The organism is Erwinia sp. E602 (genome assembly GCF_018141005.1).
GTDB lineage: Bacteria > Pseudomonadota > Gammaproteobacteria > Enterobacterales > Enterobacteriaceae > Erwinia.
In genome coordinates, this window is sequence record NZ_CP046582.1 from 3,696,519 (window position 1) to 3,710,579 (window position 14,061).

Below are 14,061 nucleotides of genomic sequence, written 5' to 3' on the forward strand. Positions count from 1 at the left end.
ACTATTGTTATAGTATAACATAACACAGAATACGGAGTGACCAATGAAACAGGGTATCCATCCTGCCTACCGCCAGGTGGTGTTCCATGACACCACGGCCGATGCTTACTTTGTGGTGGGTTCCACCATCAAAACCGACCGAACCATCCAGCACGACGGTAAAGAGATGCCCTACGTGCCGCTGGACGTCTCTTCCGCCTCACACGTTTACTACACCGGTAAACAGAAAGAGTTTGCTAAAGAAGGCAGCGCCGCACGCTTCAGCCAGCGGTTTGGCGGTTTTCTTGGCGCGATGAAAAAATAAGGATCCGATCATGCAGGTACTGAGTTCTCTGGCTTCGGCCAAAAAGCGCCACAAAGATTGCAAAATCGTCCGCCGCCACGGCCGCGTATTTGTGATCTGCAAAAGTAACCCACGCTTTAAAGCGGTACAGGGTTAAAAAACAACGTTGATTGCAAAGCCATGTCGTCATCGCAAAGGGGGAAGCGCAAGCTTCCTCCTTTTTTTATGGGGCAGACGGGGCAGGTTCAGGCAACGGGGAGGCTTTCCGATCAAACAGGGGCGGCCTTCTGAGCCGCCCTCTGCGCTTACTTCATGCCCGCGACCATAGCATTGACGTTGTGCTTAAACGCCGCCACATAGCTGTCGGCTTTTCCTCCTTTTTCGCTCAGGGCTTCAGGATAGAGCTCGCCGCCGGACTTCGCCCCGGTCGCCGACGCGATCTGCTGCACCAGACGCGGATCGGTCTGGTTCTCGATAAAGTAGGTGTGAATATGCTCTTTCTTCAGCTGGGTAATCAGCCCGGCCACGTCAGACGCGCTGGCTTCAGATTCAGTAGAGAAGCCCACCGGGGAGAGGAAGCTGACGCCGTAGCGCTGGCCGAAATAGCCAAACGCATCGTGGCTGGTCAGCACCTTACGTTGCTGCTGCGGCACCGCGGCCAGCGTCTGCTGCGCCCAGCTGTCCAGCTGTTGCAGTTGCTGAATATAGGCCTGCCCGCTTTTACGGATCGCCGCCGCATCGTCCGGATCGGCGGCAATCAGGGCGTTCATCACGTTAGTCGCGTAGACAACGCCGTTTTGCATGCTGTTCCAGGCGTGGGGATCGGTGATGGTCTGGCCATCCTCTTCCATTTTTCGCGTATCAATCCCGGTTGATGCCACCAGCGTCCTGCCTTTATAGCCTGAGGCGTTAATCAGGCGATCCATCCACCCTTCCAGCCCCAGCCCACTGACCACCACTAAATCAGCGCGCGCCAGCGCCTGGCTGTCCTTCGGCGTCGGTTCGAAGCTGTGCGGATCGCCGTTCGGGCCGACCAGGCTCTTCACCGCCACGTGTTCACCGCCGACGTTTTTTACGATGTCCGCCAGCACGGTAAAGCTGGCGACCACCTGCACGGTTTTCGCCATCACGCCCGGGGCAATTAACGCTGCAGACAGCGCCATCACGATTGGTAATTTTTTCATGTTTACTCCTTTGCCTTAAACAGGATGCCGCGCGCGGTCAGAATGCCGCCGCAGGGTCCAAATAAAATGGAAATAAAGAACAGCAGCGCCGCCCCCAGCACCACCGCCGGGCCGGCAGGTAAAGAGAGCCAGAATGAGGCATACAGACCGCCGATGCTGGCGGTGACCGCCAGCATCATGGCGGCGGCCAGGGTACCGGAGAGATGACGGCTCCAGAAACGGGCGCTGGCCGCCGGTAACATCATCAGCCCTACGCTCATCAGGGTGCCCAGCACCTGGAAACCGGCCACCAGATTAATCACCACCAGCAGCAGAAAAACGCCGTGTACCAGCGCCGGAGTCCAGCGCCCCTGCGCCCGCAGAAAGGTCGGATCAAACACGTCAATCACCAGCGGGCGGTAGATCAGCGCCAGCGCCAGCAGCGTCAGGCTGCTGATGCCGCTGACCAGTTCGATGGAGGGGGTATCAACCGCCAGCAGGGAACCAAACAGCACGTGCAGCAGGTCAACGCTGGAGCCGCGTAGCGAGACCAGGGTGACGCCCAGCGCCAGCGATCCCAGGTAAAACCCGGCAAAGCTGGCATCTTCACGCAGCGGGGTAAAGCGGCTAACCGCGCCGGAGAGCAGCGCTACCGTCAGTCCGGCAATCGCGCCCCCCACGCCCATCGCCACCAGCGACAGCCCGGAGATCAGGTAGCCAATAGCGGCACCGGGTAGCACCGCGTGCGACAACGCGTCGCCGACCAGGCTCATACGTCGCAGCAGCAGAAAGACACCAAGCGGCGTGGCGCTGAGTGACAGGGCCACGCAGGCGACCAGCGCGCGGCGCATAAACCCGAACTCGATGAACGGCTGGATCAGCATCATGCGCAGGCCCCTCCGCGCGCCACCGGGCGTACACCGCTGCTGCCGTCATCGCGGCTGCGCCATTCGCCGCGATCGCTATGCAGCCTCAACACCTGCGGAAAATGCTCAGCCACGGTTGCCATATCATGCAGCACCACGATCAGCGTACATCCCGCGCGGTGGCGCTCGGCCAGCAGCGTCAGCAGCAGGGCGACGGTGTCGCTGTCGACGCCGCTGAAGGGTTCATCCAGCAACAGCAGTTCGGCATCCTGGATCAGCAGACGGGCAAACAGTATCCGCTGCAGTTGTCCCCCGGAAAGCGTCGCCGGTGACGCACCGGCAAACGCGGTCATTCTGACCTGCTGCAGCGCCTGCATCACCTGCTCACGCTGTGCGCGGCTGATGCCGCCAAACCAGCCGCAGCGATGCCAGAACCCCATGGCCACCAGGTCGAAAACGGTTAAGGGCACGCTTTTTTCGATGTCGGCCTGCTGTGGCAGCCAGGCAATCTGCGGACGGGCACCGGTAAAGTTCAGGGAACCGCTGACCGGCGGCAGCATGCCGCACAGCGTTTTCAGCAGCGATGACTTGCCGCTGCCGTTAGCGCCGACCAGCGCGGTCATACTTCCGCGGATAAACTCACCGCTCAACGCCGGCGCAACTGCCTGACGCTGGTAGCCCACCATCAGACTGTTTAAGAGAATCACTGGGCGCCCGCCCAACGGGTCGCCAGCACCAGCACCAGAACAACGATCAACATCATTACGGCGCGAGCCCAGGCCGGGGCGCTGAGTAGCGTGCCGAAACGCATAAAGAAAGGGGGTCGGTTCATGTCAGAGTCAGATTAATATGTTATAACATAACAATAATGTACGCCCTTGTGGGACGCGGAGGAAAGATAAAAATGTATCCAGTTATTTCATTGCGTCTGCTACGATGCCGAATGGAGTAGTATTAACTCTATTCAAGTAAGTGAATAATCCCCCACAAAAATCGCCAGGCCCCAGCCGATAATCGAGTGTTAAATCATTAAGATAGGCTGGCACCGAGCCGACAATGCTCAGGATATTGCCAAATTAAACGTCGAGGGGTATTAGTAAAAATTAACCTTCAGGAGGGAAAATGCACAGAACTTTACCATTAGAATATCGTCAAACCCCAAGAACCCCGCTAGAATTAAAGCAGGAAATCGAACAGATTATTCCCAAAATTGAGAACGATTTGATCGGTTCACTTGCATGGTATTCATCTGATGCGCATTATGTTCCAAATAGTATAAAAATTATTTCGCTGGAACCGATCGACCAGACGCGATATAAAATGAATTACAGCTTTCGCTGGAACCTGTTTAACGGCTGTCTCGATATTGATGCAGAGGAATTGACCAACTTTTCGGTCAACGTTACCTGCCAGGCGAATGCGATGACCTTTGATTTTATCGACGACGATCGCAGCACGATGTCTGAAGAACTGTAATGATTCGTGTTTTGTTCAACCTTTTAATGCTGTTGTTTCAGCCGCATTAAAAATGCAGTAATTATCACTTCCTGCCATAACCTGTTTAAAAGCTCTGTTAAACGGCATGTTTCGCTCGCTGCGGAGGGGAAAACGATGGACGAATACTCACCGAAAAGGCATGATATTGCCCAGCTGAAATTCTTATGTGAAAACCTGTACGATGAAAGCATGGCAACATTGGGTGACAGTCATCACGGCTGGGTTAATGATCCCACTTCAGCAACCAATTTACAGCTTAACGAGCTGATTGAACATATTGCTGCATTTACAGTGAATTACAAAATCAAGCATGTGGAAGAGCATCTTCTGATTAGTCAGATTGATGAGTTTCTCGACGATACCTTTATGTTGTTCAGCAACTATGGCATTAATGTTCAGGATCTGCAGCGCTGGCAAAAATCGGCTAAACGACTGTTAAGCATTTTTGCAGAAGACGCAGCAGCCGGCCAGATACAACCTAGCCACTCTTTCTAGCAACTCCCTACTCTTTTTTTACGGTTTAATAATGACTGACAAAATGTTAACAAAAACTGATTATCTGATGCGTCTGCGACGCTGCCGTTCGATTGATACGCTGGAACGCGTGATTGAAAAGAACAAGTACGAATTAACGGACGATGAACTGGCGGTATTTTATTCAGCGGCTGACCATCGTCTGGCTGAACTCACCATGAATAAGCTGTACGACAAAATACCCGTCGCGGTATGGAAGTTTGTTCGCTGAGGCGGACGCCAGGCAGAGAGTGACAACAGGCTGGCAAGGCAGAATTGGGTGGGGGCCCTGCCAGCTACATCCCGGCACACGCGTCATCTGTTACGGCTGCTTCCTTCCGGACCTGACCGAGTTCACAAATTAGCATTGCGGGAGAACCAACAGGGCCCCCATTGAGTGCCCCGGATAACCGAAGCGCAGGCATTATCAATGATACCCCCGGCAATTGCAAGCCAGCCCCGGATGACCGTTGTTTTCTTGCGCAATTAACCGCGATTCATCCTTAGGTTGCGCGTTATTACTTCAGGGTAGCCTGGCGTAGCCGCAGGCGATGGTTTATCGTTGCTGTTGTTTCCACCATGAGAATCGTGTCATGACCGCCCCCCACGACAGCTTTCAACACCGTGTCTATCAAATTGTGGCCGCTATTCCTTTCGGCCGGGTGACAACCTACGGTGAGATTGCCCATCTGGCCGGATCCCCGCGCGCTGCGCGTCAGGTCGGTGGCGTGCTGAAACGCTTGCCTGCAGGCAGTAAACTCCCCTGGTACCGCGTGGTTAACCGCAATGGCGCCATTTCGCTGGCAGGTGATGATCTCAACCGGCAGCGCCAGGCACTAATGGTGGAAGGCGTTGAGGTATCGGCGGACGGTATTATTGATTTGCACCGCTTCCGCTGGCAGCCATAAAAAAACGCCCCATCAGGGGCGTTGCAATAAGGCGTTAGCCGCGATGGATTACAGCGATGTCGGGGCCGGAACGGCGGACGACGGGGTCAGCATAGTCGGAGACGTCGCTGGCACGGTGGACGTCGCCCCACTCTGGGTGTTGACTGGTACGGACGGCACCGGAACCAGCGTCAGATCCTGACGGGTGCCACCGCTGGTGATCACCTGCTTCACGTTGTCGGTGATAAATACCATTTTACCGTCAACGGTGACCGCAGCACTCAGCAGAATGCGCGCGTTAGGCTGGATCTCCGCCGGGTTAAACGGCAGTACAAACTGGAACGGGGCCTGTTTGCCATCCGTACGGTTAACCTGCTGTGAGAGCACCTTAGACGGTGCATCCGCCAGCGACGCGTCCGACAGGGTTACGGTAAGCACCGCGTTCGGCGGCAGCGCAATCTTTTGGCGGATCCACACCGTACCGCTCACGTTAGGCTGTTGAATTGCCGTCTGCTGTCCCTGAACCTGAGATCCCAGCGTCGGTGTTGCAATATCCCTGCTTTTATCTGCACAACCCGCGATAGCCGCGACCAGCGCAGCGGTGCTAACTACATGCCAGAGTTTCATTGATAGTTTCTCCTTAAATCAATGCCTGCGGCGCATACTGCCGCGTGAAAACAGATCATAGCTGTTCTTCTGAATTTAATTCTGGCACAAGTTGCTGAAAATTTCCTGGAGACCTCCCGTTTGTTACATTTCACTCAGGACCGCCAATTGCCACAAACAATCGTTGACGCTAACTGGTCGGATCTCGCAAACTGTCAGCGATCCGACTACTGAGGAAGCCGTCTATGAGCCTGGCGTTACAAAATCTGTTAAATCTGCTGAATCTGGAAAGCCTGGAAGAAGGGTTGTTCCGCGGGCAAAGTGAAGATCTGGGTCTGCGCCAGGTATTCGGTGGCCAGGTGGTCGGACAGGCGCTGTACGCGGCCAAGCAGACCGTGCCGCCCGAACGCAGCATCCACTCGTTTCACAGCTATTTTCTGCGCCCCGGCGACAGCCAGAAGGCAATTATCTACGATGTGGAAAACCTGCGTGACGGGCAGAGTTTTAGCGCCCGCCGGGTGAAAGCCGTGCAGAACGGCAAACCGATCTTCTATATGACCGCCTCGTTCCAGGGGCCGGAAAGCGGTTTCGAGCATCAGAAAACCATGCCTGTGGTTAGCGGCCCGGACAACCTGCCCTCCGAGCATGAGATTGCTACCCGTCTGGCGCATCTGATCCCGGCCAGCATGCGCGATAAATTCCTCGCGGAGAAGCCGTTCGAGATCCGTCCGGTGACCTTCCATAATCCGCTGCAGGGGCATGTGGATGAACCGGTACGCCAGCTGTGGATCCGCGCCAACGGCCCGATGCCGCAGGACAGCCGCATCCATCAATACCTGCTTGGCTATGTGTCGGATTCCAACTTCCTGCCGGTTTCCCTCCAGCCGCATGGCAAAGGCTTCCTGGAGCCGGGTATGCAGGTGGCCACCATCGATCACTCAATGTGGTTCCACCGGCCTTTCGATCTCAACGACTGGCTGCTGTACAGCATTGAGAGTACCTCCGCTTCCGCCGCCCGCGGGTTTGTGCGCGGAGAATTCTACAACCAGCAGGGCACGCTGGTTGCCTCAACCGTGCAGGAGGGCGTGATCCGCCAGCGCCAGCCGTAAAGCAAAAAAAAGGCGGGCCACTCGGCCCGCCGTCATGCTTATTATTTTAGCGCACTACCCTTCTTTTCAATCACGTTACTGCATGGGAAAACTTACTGGTTGTAGGCATTCTCGCCGTGGCTGTTGACGTCCAGACCTTCACGCTCCTGCTCTTCCGGCACGCGCAATCCAACAATCATGTCTGCCACTTTGAAACCGATAAAGGCGACGACCGCGGTCCAGACGATGGTGACCAGCACGCTGAATAGCTGTACCCACACCTGATGGCCCATGGTCACGCCTTCCGCATAACCGACGCCGCCCAGAGAGGAGGAAGCGAATACGCCGGTCAGCAGGCAGCCGATAATACCGCAGACGCCGTGCACACCGAACACGTCGCATGGGTCATCCACGCGCAGCCATTTCTTCAGGGTGGTGACGCCCCAGATGCCGCCCAGGCCAGCGACCACACCGATAATCAGCGCACCGCCCACGCCGACATAACCACAGGCCGGGGTAATGCCCACCAGACCCGCAATCACACCGGAGCTGACGCCCAGCAGTGAAGGCTTACCGCGCAGCGCCCACTCACCAAAGGTCCAGCTCAGCATTGCGCCGGCGGTAGCGATAACGGTATTGAGGAACGCCAGGCCGGCGATTTCGTTAGCGGTACCGGCAGAGCCGGCGTTGAAACCGAACCAGCCAAAGTAAAGGATCGCCGTACCGGTGAACACCATCGGCAGGTTGTGCGGCTTGAAGGCTTCTTTACCAAACCCGGCACGTTTGCCCAGCAGATAGGCACCAACCAGACCAGCCACCGCGGCGTTAATGTGCACGACGGTACCGCCGGCGAAGTCCAGCGCGCCGTCCAGCGCCAGGTAACCACCCGCCCACACCATGTGCGCAATCGGCAGGTAGGCGAAGGTCAGCCAGATCACCACAAAGATCAGCAGGGCTGAGAAGCGAATACGTTCGGCGATAGCGCCAACGATCAGGCCCACGGTGATACAGGCAAATGAAGCCTGGAAAGCCACGTGGATGTACTGATAGTAAGACCCCATCACTTCCGTCGGCGTGATGCCTTTCAGCATTGCCCAGTTAAAGCTGCCGAAGAAGGCGTTCCCTTCGCTGAAGGCGAGGGAGTAACCGTAAACCAGCCACAGCACGCAGACGATAGCAAAAGTCATCGCCACCTGGGTCAGTAGTGACAGTACGTTCTTGGCACGGATCAGGCCGCCGTAAAACAGCGCAATGCCGGGTATAGTCATAAACAGCACCAGCGCGGTGCAAATCATCATAAAGGCGTTGTCCGCTTTGTCCGCAACCGCCGGAGCGGCGGCGAAGGCCAGCGACGGTAACGCGGCGATGCCGGCAAGGCCAAACTGAGCAAGTTTTTTCATTTTATCTTTTCCCATCACAATGTTTAGCCAGGACTTACAGGGCGGCTTCGTCGGTTTCACCGGTACGGATGCGGATCACCCGCTGCAGCTCGGCAACGAAGATCTTACCGTCGCCGATTTTGCCGGTGTAGGCCGCTTTGCTGATCACATCAACCACTTCATCAATCTGATCGTCAGCGATCGCCACGTCAATTTTCACTTTCGGCAGGAAGTTCACGCTGTACTCTGCGCCACGATACAGCTCCGCATGCCCTTTCTGACGGCCAAACCCTTTTACTTCGGTAACGGTCAGCCCCTGAATGCCGATAGACGACAGCGCTTCCCGGACGTCTTCCAGCTTGAACGGTTTGATGACCACGGTAACCAGTTTCATTCGATCCCCTCCGGCAATTAGAAATTGTTTGTTTGTCAGACACGCTTTTAACTAAGCAAAGGCTATGCCAACAGTTGAAAATCAGAAATATCTGGAGGATTGGGCGTAGCAAACAGCCTGGTCAGGGTCTATGGCGGCGGAGAGAATGCGTCACTGAGTCAGTTGCTCAAAAAAAACGCACCAGAACGGTGCGTTATGCTTTAGACCAGTGCATTGATGGGGTAATGGCTATTTTTTCGCCTGCTGATGGTGCAACGCCAACGCCCCCTCACAGGGCGTTAGCGGCCGCCAGCTCTTCACCGGCCAGCTGCAGCTGATACATCTGCCAGTAACGTCCTTCGGCGGCCAGCAGCTGCTCATGGCTGCCTCGCTCCACGGCCTGCCCGCGATGCAGCACCAGAATGGTGTCGGCTTCGGTGATAGTGGAAAGCCGGTGGGCGATGACCACCAGCGTGGTGTGCCGCCGCACCGCCCGCAGTGCGCCCTGAATCGCCTGTTCGGTACCGGAGTCAATATTGGCCGTGGCTTCATCGAGGATCAGAATTTTAGGGGTGGCCACCAGCACCCGTGCCAGCGCCAGCAGCTGCTTCTGCCCCACCGACAGGTTGTTGCCCTGCTCGCCCAGCCGGCTGTGGATCCCCCCTGGCATGCTGCGGGCCAGCGTCGCCAGCTGCACCGTTTCCAGCGCCTGCCACACCGCCTCCTCACCGATATCACGCCCGAGGGTAACGTTAGCGAAGAAGGTGTCCGCCAGCACCACCGGATCCTGCTGCACCATCGCCACGCCGTCGCGCAGCACGCCGTGGCTGAGGGAGGCGAGCGGACGGCCGTCGAGGCAAATGTCGCCCTGATCCAGCGGATAGTAGCCCATCAGCAGGCTGGCAAGGGTGCTTTTACCGCTGCCGGTATGCCCGACCAGCGCGACAAAATGCCGCCCTTCGACCTGCAAATCGATATCATGCAGCACCGGTCGTCCGGGCTGGTAAGCAAAGGTCAGCCCCTCGATATCAATGCGTCCGCTGGTCAGCGGCCGCGAATCGTCACCATAAGGCTGTCGCGGTGCGTCCATCAGTTCAAAAATACGCTCACCGGCGACCACCGCCTGCTGCAGCATTGACTGCTGGGTGGTCAGTTCGATTAACGGCTCGTTCAGGCGGCCAAGATAGTTGATAAACGCGTACAGCACGCCCACCTCAATCGACCCGGCTGACGAAAAGCCGAAAAGCAGCATCAGGCCACAGAGGATCATCGCCGAGAACAGGCTGAGCAGCGGGCGCAGCAGAAACCCATCCAGCTTCAGCGTCTGCATGCGGGCCAGGTAGTGCGAGCGGCTGGCGCCGCCGATCCGTTCACCAAAGCGCGCCTGCTGGCGGAACTGCTGGATCACGCTCATGCCGTTAATCACTTCGTTAAAACCGTTGTTGATGTCTGCCAGGTAGCTGCGCACCCGCCGCACGATCGGCGTGCTGTAGCGCTGGTAAATCAGCATCACTATCAGTACCGCCGGGAAAATAGCGATCGCCACCAGCGCCATTCGCCAGTCGAGGCTGAACATCGCCACCAGCATCGCCCCGACCAGCGCTGCGCTGCGCAGCACGGTGGCCACCACGGTGACGTAGAGATCGCGCACCACTTCGGTATCGTTAGTGACGCGGGAGATAATCTGGCCCACCGGTTGCGTGTCAAACGCGCTCAGCGGCTGGCGCAGCGCGGCATCCATCACGTCGGTGCGCAGACGCTGGACCACCCCCACCGCCGCCCGGTTGAACAGCAGCGCCTGCGCATAGTGCAGCCCCGCCGCCAGCAGCTGCAGCAACAGATAACAGGCCACCAGCCCGGCGGCCAGCCCCAGCGGCATCTGATGCTTCGCCACCATATTGTCAATAAAGTAGCTGACCAGTACCGGGCCAAGCACCTCTGCCGCCGCCGCGATCCACAGCATGCCCACCGCGAGGCCGAGCGATTTACGCCACGGTGCGCCATAGGCCAGCAGCCGTTTCAGCGTAGGCCAAAGCTGAGCGCTACTCGCCATCTGTGTTCCCCTGTTCGGTTTCATCATCATCCAGCGCCGCTTCCAGCTGCTGATAGCGGTACATATCGCGATACCAGCCGGCTTCACCGCTCAGCTGCAGGTGATCGCCACGCTGGACCACCCTACCCTGTTGCAGGACCAGAATTTCGCTGGCTTCGGTCAGGGCCGACAGCCGGTGGGCGCTGATAATCACCGTACGGCCCTGCCCCCAGCTGCGCAGGTTGTGCAGGATCTGGTGCTCGGTGCGCCCATCAACCGCCGACAGCGCGTCGTCCAGCAGCAAAATTTCCGCATCCAGCAGCAGCGCGCGGGCGATCGAAATGCGCTGCTTCTGGCCACCGGAGAGCATCACGCCACGCTCGCCGACTTCGGTTTCATAGCCGCCCGGCAGGCGCAGAATGTCATCATGCACCGAGGCGAGCCTGGCGGCCTGTTCGATGTCGCTCTGCGTCGCACCGGGGCGGCCAAGGGCAATATTGTTAGCTACGGTGTCCGAGAACAGGAACGGCGTCTGGCTGACTACCGCCAGCCGGCTACGCCAGCCGTCCAGCTGCAGCCGGGGCAGCGGAATATCGTGATAGCGGATCTCCCCCTGATCGCTATCAAAATGGCGCTGAATCAGACTCAGCAGGGTACTTTTCCCGGCACCGGTCGGGCCGCACAGGCCGAGCATCTGGCCGGGCTGCAGGCAAGTGGTCACCGCGTGCAGAGCCGGGATTTTCGCCTCCGGATAGGTAAATTCCCGCATAGCTATCTGCAGTGGACCGCGCCCGGCCGGCACCACTTCGCTGCCGTCGGTGACGGTCGGCGCTTCGGCCAGCAGCGACTGGATGCGGCTCCAGGCGGCGCTGCCGCGTTCAACGATGTTGAACATCCAGGCCAGCGCCAGCATCGGCCAGATCATCAGCCCGAGGTACATAACAAAGCTGGTCAGCTGCCCGAGCGTCAGGCTGCCGTGCCAGACCATCCAGCAACCGCCGCCGATCGCCAGCAGGTTAGACAAGCCGATCGCCACGTAGATGGTCGGATCAAAGCGGGCATCCACCCGCGCCACGCGCAGGTTTTTCTCGCCGGTGTCGCGGGCAATCCCGGCGAACTGCGCCGACTGGCGGTCTTCCAGTCCGAACGCTTTGATCATGCGGATGCTGGTCAGGCTCTCCTGAGTTTGATCGTTCAGTGACGAAAAGGCGGCCTGCGCCAGCTTAAAACGCTGGTGCAGCTGGTCACCGTAACGCTTAATCACCAGCGCCATCACCGGCATCGGCAGCAGCGCCAGCAGCGTGAGCTGCCAGCTGATTTGCGTACTCATCACGATCAGCACCGCGCAGCCCATCACCAGCGAGTCGACCAGCGTCAGCACCCCCTCTCCGGCGGCAAACACCACCCGATCCACGTCGTTGGTAGCGCGGGCGATCAGATCGCCGGTGCGGTGGCGCAGATAAAATTCAGGATGCTGGCGGCTGAGCTGACGGTAGAAGTCTTCGCGCAGCTCGACGGCCAGCTGATAAGAGGCTCCGAACAGCAGCACCCGCCAGACGTAACGCAGCAGATAGACCACCACCGCAGTAATCAGCATCACCGCAATCCACCACAGCACCTCGCTGCGGCCCATCTGTTGGTGGCTGACGCCGTCGACCAGCGTGCCGACCACCCGCGGTGGCAGCAGCTGCAGCAGCGCGATGAGGATCAGCAGCAACACTGCGCCCAGATAGCGGCGCCATTCACGCAGAAAATACCAGCTCAGTTGGCTAAAAAGTCGCACAAAAACATCCTGATTATTGACCGGAAAAGGGGGACGGCAGCCTGCTACGGGGCGACCGGCAGCGCGGTGGTGTATTTTATCTCTTCCATGGCAAAACTCGAAGTCACATCGGTAAGTCCGGGAATACCGTTGACCAGCCGCTTGTAGAACGCATCGTAACTTTTCATATCCGCCACCTGAACGCGCATCAGATAGTCATACTCGCCCGCCATGCGGTAAAAGCCCATCACTTCCGGCATCGCCTGCACCAGCGCGACAAACTGCTGGAACCAGCTGCTGCTATGGTTCTGCGTTTTTATCACCACAAACGCCGTCAGCCCCAGCCCGAGCTTTTCACCGTCCAGCAGCGCGACCCGGCCGCGAATATAGCCCTCATCCTCCAGCCTTTTCAAGCGTTTCCAGCAGGGAGTGGTGGTCAGGCTGACCGCATCGGCCAGCGCCTGTAAAGAGAGTGTACAATCCTTCTGAAGCAGGTTTAGTAGCATGCGGTCTTTTTTATCCAGCGATTCTGGTAGCATAATTTTCTCCACAGGCAATAAAACAGAGCATCAGTATAGTAACCTTTTCCCCGGCTACCTGGCTAATCTGGTTTCCTGACTTCTTACCTCAAGGATGACTGTTATGACCAGCCAACTGAAACGCCAAATTTTGATCGCCTTGCTGTTTGCAGCCGTGGCGCTGACCTGGGGAACCACCTGGATGGCGATGAAAATTGCCGTGCAGACGGTACCGCCCGTTTTTGCTACCGGCCTGCGCTTTCTCTGCGCGGCACCCATCCTGCTGCTGCTCGCGCGCTGGCGCAAGGCGCCGCTGCTGTTTCCGGCAGGCCAGCGCGGCTTCCAGCTATGCGTGACGCTGTTTTACTTCGCCATTCCCTTTACGCTGATGATTTACGGAGAGCGCTACACTTCCTCCAGCCTGGCGGCGATTATCTTCGCTACCATGCCGGCCGCGGTGCTGGCCGCTTCGCTGATCTTTTTGCGTGAGCGGACCTCGCTGCAGCAGCTGCTGGGGCTGCTGATCGCCACCGGTGCGCTAAGCACTATTCTGTGGCATGAGAGCCACGCCAGCGGCGGCAGCCAGATAAAGGGCATGCTGGCGCTGGTCGCGGCGGTGCTGATCCACGCCGTGATGTACGTGCAGTGTAAAAAACGCTGCGCCGGTATTTCGGTGTTGAGCTACAACGCCCTGCCCTGTCTGGGGGCCGGAGTGCTGCTGACGCTTGCCGGGCTGACCGAGTCACCGCGCTGGGAAAACATGGCTCCCGAGGCGCTGCTGGCTATCCTGTGGCTTGGGGTCATCGCCGGGGTGTTCGGCATTCTCTGCTACTTTGCTCTGCAGCAGAACGCGCGCCCGTTCCAGGCCTCGCTGGTGTTTCTGGTTTTTCCGTTGATTGCCATCGCCGTTGAGAACCAGATGAGCGGCAGCAGCGTCAGCGAGGAGTCGCTGATGTTGCTGCTGCCGTTCCTGCTTGGCCTGCTGCTCACGCTGTACCGCGGGCCGAAACCCGGCAGGCCACCTGCCGCGAAAAAATACCCAACTGCTCACGCAGGCAGTACACTAAGCGGCAGAAAATAGACGGGATAACAGT

Annotated in this window: 18 protein-coding genes and 1 other RNA gene; 8 read left to right on the forward strand and 11 right to left on the reverse strand. The window is 58.0% G+C overall.

Going from position 1 to position 14,061, the window contains the following annotated elements:
* Positions 1-43 precede the first annotated feature (43 nt).
* Positions 44-304 carry a type B 50S ribosomal protein L31 gene (locus GKQ23_RS18505; RefSeq protein ID WP_212409125.1) on the forward strand — a complete coding sequence of 87 codons (261 nt, stop codon included), beginning with the start codon at positions 44-46 and terminating at the stop codon, positions 302-304.
* A 10-nt stretch (positions 305-314) separates the two neighbouring features.
* Entirely contained in the window at positions 315-440 is a 126-nt protein-coding gene (ykgO, locus tag GKQ23_RS18510; RefSeq protein WP_056240468.1) for a type B 50S ribosomal protein L36, read from the forward strand.
* 148 nt (positions 441-588) lie between these two features.
* Here the strand turns inward: ykgO and GKQ23_RS18515 are convergent, their stop codons facing one another.
* From GKQ23_RS18515 to GKQ23_RS24100, 4 genes are read right to left on the reverse strand one after another with little or no spacing between them, the layout of a single operon-like run.
* A complete protein-coding gene (locus GKQ23_RS18515) occupies positions 589-1,467 on the reverse strand; it encodes a metal ABC transporter substrate-binding protein (protein WP_056240471.1) in 879 nt (292 codons plus the stop codon).
* A 2-nt stretch (positions 1,468-1,469) separates the two neighbouring features.
* The gene (locus GKQ23_RS18520; RefSeq protein WP_056240473.1) at positions 1,470-2,333 is read right to left on the reverse strand and encodes a metal ABC transporter permease; all 864 of its coding nucleotides are present in this window, start codon (positions 2,331-2,333) and stop codon (positions 1,470-1,472) included.
* A complete protein-coding gene (locus GKQ23_RS18525; protein WP_249168430.1) occupies positions 2,330-3,019 on the reverse strand; it encodes a metal ABC transporter ATP-binding protein in 690 nt (229 codons plus the stop codon). Before GKQ23_RS18525 ends, GKQ23_RS18520 begins: the two co-directional genes overlap by 4 nt.
* A complete protein-coding gene (locus GKQ23_RS24100; protein WP_255354469.1) occupies positions 3,016-3,144 on the reverse strand; it encodes a hypothetical protein in 129 nt (42 codons plus the stop codon). Before GKQ23_RS24100 ends, GKQ23_RS18525 begins: the two co-directional genes overlap by 4 nt.
* A gap of 290 nt (positions 3,145-3,434) precedes the next feature.
* Between GKQ23_RS24100 and GKQ23_RS18530 the strand changes: the two genes are divergently transcribed.
* From GKQ23_RS18530 to GKQ23_RS18540, 3 genes are all read left to right on the forward strand, one after another.
* On the forward strand, positions 3,435-3,788 hold the full coding sequence (locus GKQ23_RS18530; protein ID WP_056240476.1) for a hypothetical protein: 354 nt from the start codon (positions 3,435-3,437) through the stop codon (positions 3,786-3,788).
* A gap of 135 nt (positions 3,789-3,923) precedes the next feature.
* On the forward strand, positions 3,924-4,304 hold the full coding sequence (gene tomB, locus GKQ23_RS18535) for an Hha toxicity modulator TomB (protein ID WP_056240478.1): 381 nt from the start codon (positions 3,924-3,926) through the stop codon (positions 4,302-4,304).
* A gap of 31 nt (positions 4,305-4,335) precedes the next feature.
* The gene (locus GKQ23_RS18540; protein ID WP_056240482.1) at positions 4,336-4,554 is read left to right on the forward strand and encodes an HHA domain-containing protein; all 219 of its coding nucleotides are present in this window, start codon (positions 4,336-4,338) and stop codon (positions 4,552-4,554) included.
* A gap of 55 nt (positions 4,555-4,609) precedes the next feature.
* Here GKQ23_RS18540 and ffs read toward each other — a convergent pair.
* An RNA gene (ffs, locus tag GKQ23_RS18545) (signal recognition particle sRNA small type) lies at positions 4,610-4,706 on the reverse strand.
* Positions 4,707-4,915: 209 nt separating this feature from the next.
* Here ffs and GKQ23_RS18550 point away from each other — a divergent pair.
* Entirely contained in the window at positions 4,916-5,230 is a 315-nt protein-coding gene (locus GKQ23_RS18550) for an MGMT family protein (protein WP_249168431.1), read from the forward strand.
* Between the two features lie 48 nt (positions 5,231-5,278).
* On the opposite strand, the gene GKQ23_RS18555 is transcribed toward GKQ23_RS18550, so the two are convergent.
* Entirely contained in the window at positions 5,279-5,836 is a 558-nt protein-coding gene (locus GKQ23_RS18555) for a YbaY family lipoprotein (protein ID WP_212409127.1), read from the reverse strand.
* Positions 5,837-6,060: 224 nt separating this feature from the next.
* On the opposite strand from GKQ23_RS18555, the gene tesB reads away from it, so the two are divergent.
* On the forward strand, positions 6,061-6,924 hold the full coding sequence (gene tesB, locus GKQ23_RS18560; protein WP_056240499.1) for an acyl-CoA thioesterase II: 864 nt from the start codon (positions 6,061-6,063) through the stop codon (positions 6,922-6,924).
* A 92-nt stretch (positions 6,925-7,016) separates the two neighbouring features.
* On the opposite strand, the gene amtB is transcribed toward tesB, so the two are convergent.
* From amtB to GKQ23_RS18585, 5 genes are all read right to left on the reverse strand, one after another.
* Positions 7,017-8,303, reverse strand: coding sequence for an ammonium transporter AmtB (amtB, locus tag GKQ23_RS18565; protein ID WP_056240580.1), 1,287 nt, complete (start codon positions 8,301-8,303; stop codon positions 7,017-7,019).
* Between the two features lie 34 nt (positions 8,304-8,337).
* On the reverse strand, positions 8,338-8,676 hold the full coding sequence (gene glnK, locus GKQ23_RS18570) for a P-II family nitrogen regulator (protein WP_056240502.1): 339 nt from the start codon (positions 8,674-8,676) through the stop codon (positions 8,338-8,340).
* A 268-nt stretch (positions 8,677-8,944) separates the two neighbouring features.
* On the reverse strand, positions 8,945-10,708 hold the full coding sequence (locus GKQ23_RS18575) for a SmdB family multidrug efflux ABC transporter permease/ATP-binding protein (RefSeq protein ID WP_212409128.1): 1,764 nt from the start codon (positions 10,706-10,708) through the stop codon (positions 8,945-8,947).
* Positions 10,698-12,470: a SmdA family multidrug ABC transporter permease/ATP-binding protein gene (locus GKQ23_RS18580; RefSeq protein ID WP_212409129.1), complete on the reverse strand. Its 1,773-nt coding sequence runs from the start codon at positions 12,468-12,470 to the stop codon at positions 10,698-10,700. The genes GKQ23_RS18575 and GKQ23_RS18580 overlap by 11 nt, the downstream gene beginning before the upstream one ends.
* A gap of 44 nt (positions 12,471-12,514) precedes the next feature.
* Entirely contained in the window at positions 12,515-12,988 is a 474-nt protein-coding gene (locus GKQ23_RS18585) for an Lrp/AsnC family transcriptional regulator (RefSeq protein ID WP_056240509.1), read from the reverse strand.
* Positions 12,989-13,091: 103 nt separating this feature from the next.
* On the opposite strand from GKQ23_RS18585, the gene GKQ23_RS18590 reads away from it, so the two are divergent.
* Positions 13,092-14,048, forward strand: a complete 957-nt coding sequence (locus GKQ23_RS18590; protein ID WP_371820027.1) for a DMT family transporter — start codon at positions 13,092-13,094, stop codon at positions 14,046-14,048.
* The last annotated feature ends 13 nt before the right edge of the window (positions 14,049-14,061 follow it).

Coding starts and splice junctions, on each gene's coding strand:
- GKQ23_RS18585 (WP_056240509.1), bottom strand. CDS start 12,988: ATGCTACCAGAATCGCTGGATAAAAAAGACCGCATGCTACTAAACCTG.
- GKQ23_RS18515 (WP_056240471.1), bottom strand. CDS start 1,467: ATGAAAAAATTACCAATCGTGATGGCGCTGTCTGCAGCGTTAATTGCC.
- GKQ23_RS18550 (WP_249168431.1), top strand. CDS start 4,916: ATGACCGCCCCCCACGACAGCTTTCAACACCGTGTCTATCAAATTGTG.
- glnK (WP_056240502.1), bottom strand. CDS start 8,676: ATGAAACTGGTTACCGTGGTCATCAAACCGTTCAAGCTGGAAGACGTC.
- GKQ23_RS18530 (WP_056240476.1), top strand. CDS start 3,435: ATGCACAGAACTTTACCATTAGAATATCGTCAAACCCCAAGAACCCCG.
- GKQ23_RS18540 (WP_056240482.1), top strand. CDS start 4,336: ATGACTGACAAAATGTTAACAAAAACTGATTATCTGATGCGTCTGCGA.
- GKQ23_RS18505 (WP_212409125.1), top strand. CDS start 44: ATGAAACAGGGTATCCATCCTGCCTACCGCCAGGTGGTGTTCCATGAC.
- GKQ23_RS18520 (WP_056240473.1), bottom strand. CDS start 2,333: ATGATGCTGATCCAGCCGTTCATCGAGTTCGGGTTTATGCGCCGCGCG.
- tesB (WP_056240499.1), top strand. CDS start 6,061: ATGAGCCTGGCGTTACAAAATCTGTTAAATCTGCTGAATCTGGAAAGC.
- GKQ23_RS18575 (WP_212409128.1), bottom strand. CDS start 10,708: ATGGCGAGTAGCGCTCAGCTTTGGCCTACGCTGAAACGGCTGCTGGCC.
- amtB (WP_056240580.1), bottom strand. CDS start 8,303: ATGAAAAAACTTGCTCAGTTTGGCCTTGCCGGCATCGCCGCGTTACCG.
- GKQ23_RS24100 (WP_255354469.1), bottom strand. CDS start 3,144: ATGAACCGACCCCCTTTCTTTATGCGTTTCGGCACGCTACTCAGCGCC.
- GKQ23_RS18590 (WP_371820027.1), top strand. CDS start 13,092: ATGACCAGCCAACTGAAACGCCAAATTTTGATCGCCTTGCTGTTTGCA.
- ykgO (WP_056240468.1), top strand. CDS start 315: ATGCAGGTACTGAGTTCTCTGGCTTCGGCCAAAAAGCGCCACAAAGAT.
- GKQ23_RS18555 (WP_212409127.1), bottom strand. CDS start 5,836: ATGAAACTCTGGCATGTAGTTAGCACCGCTGCGCTGGTCGCGGCTATC.
- tomB (WP_056240478.1), top strand. CDS start 3,924: ATGGACGAATACTCACCGAAAAGGCATGATATTGCCCAGCTGAAATTC.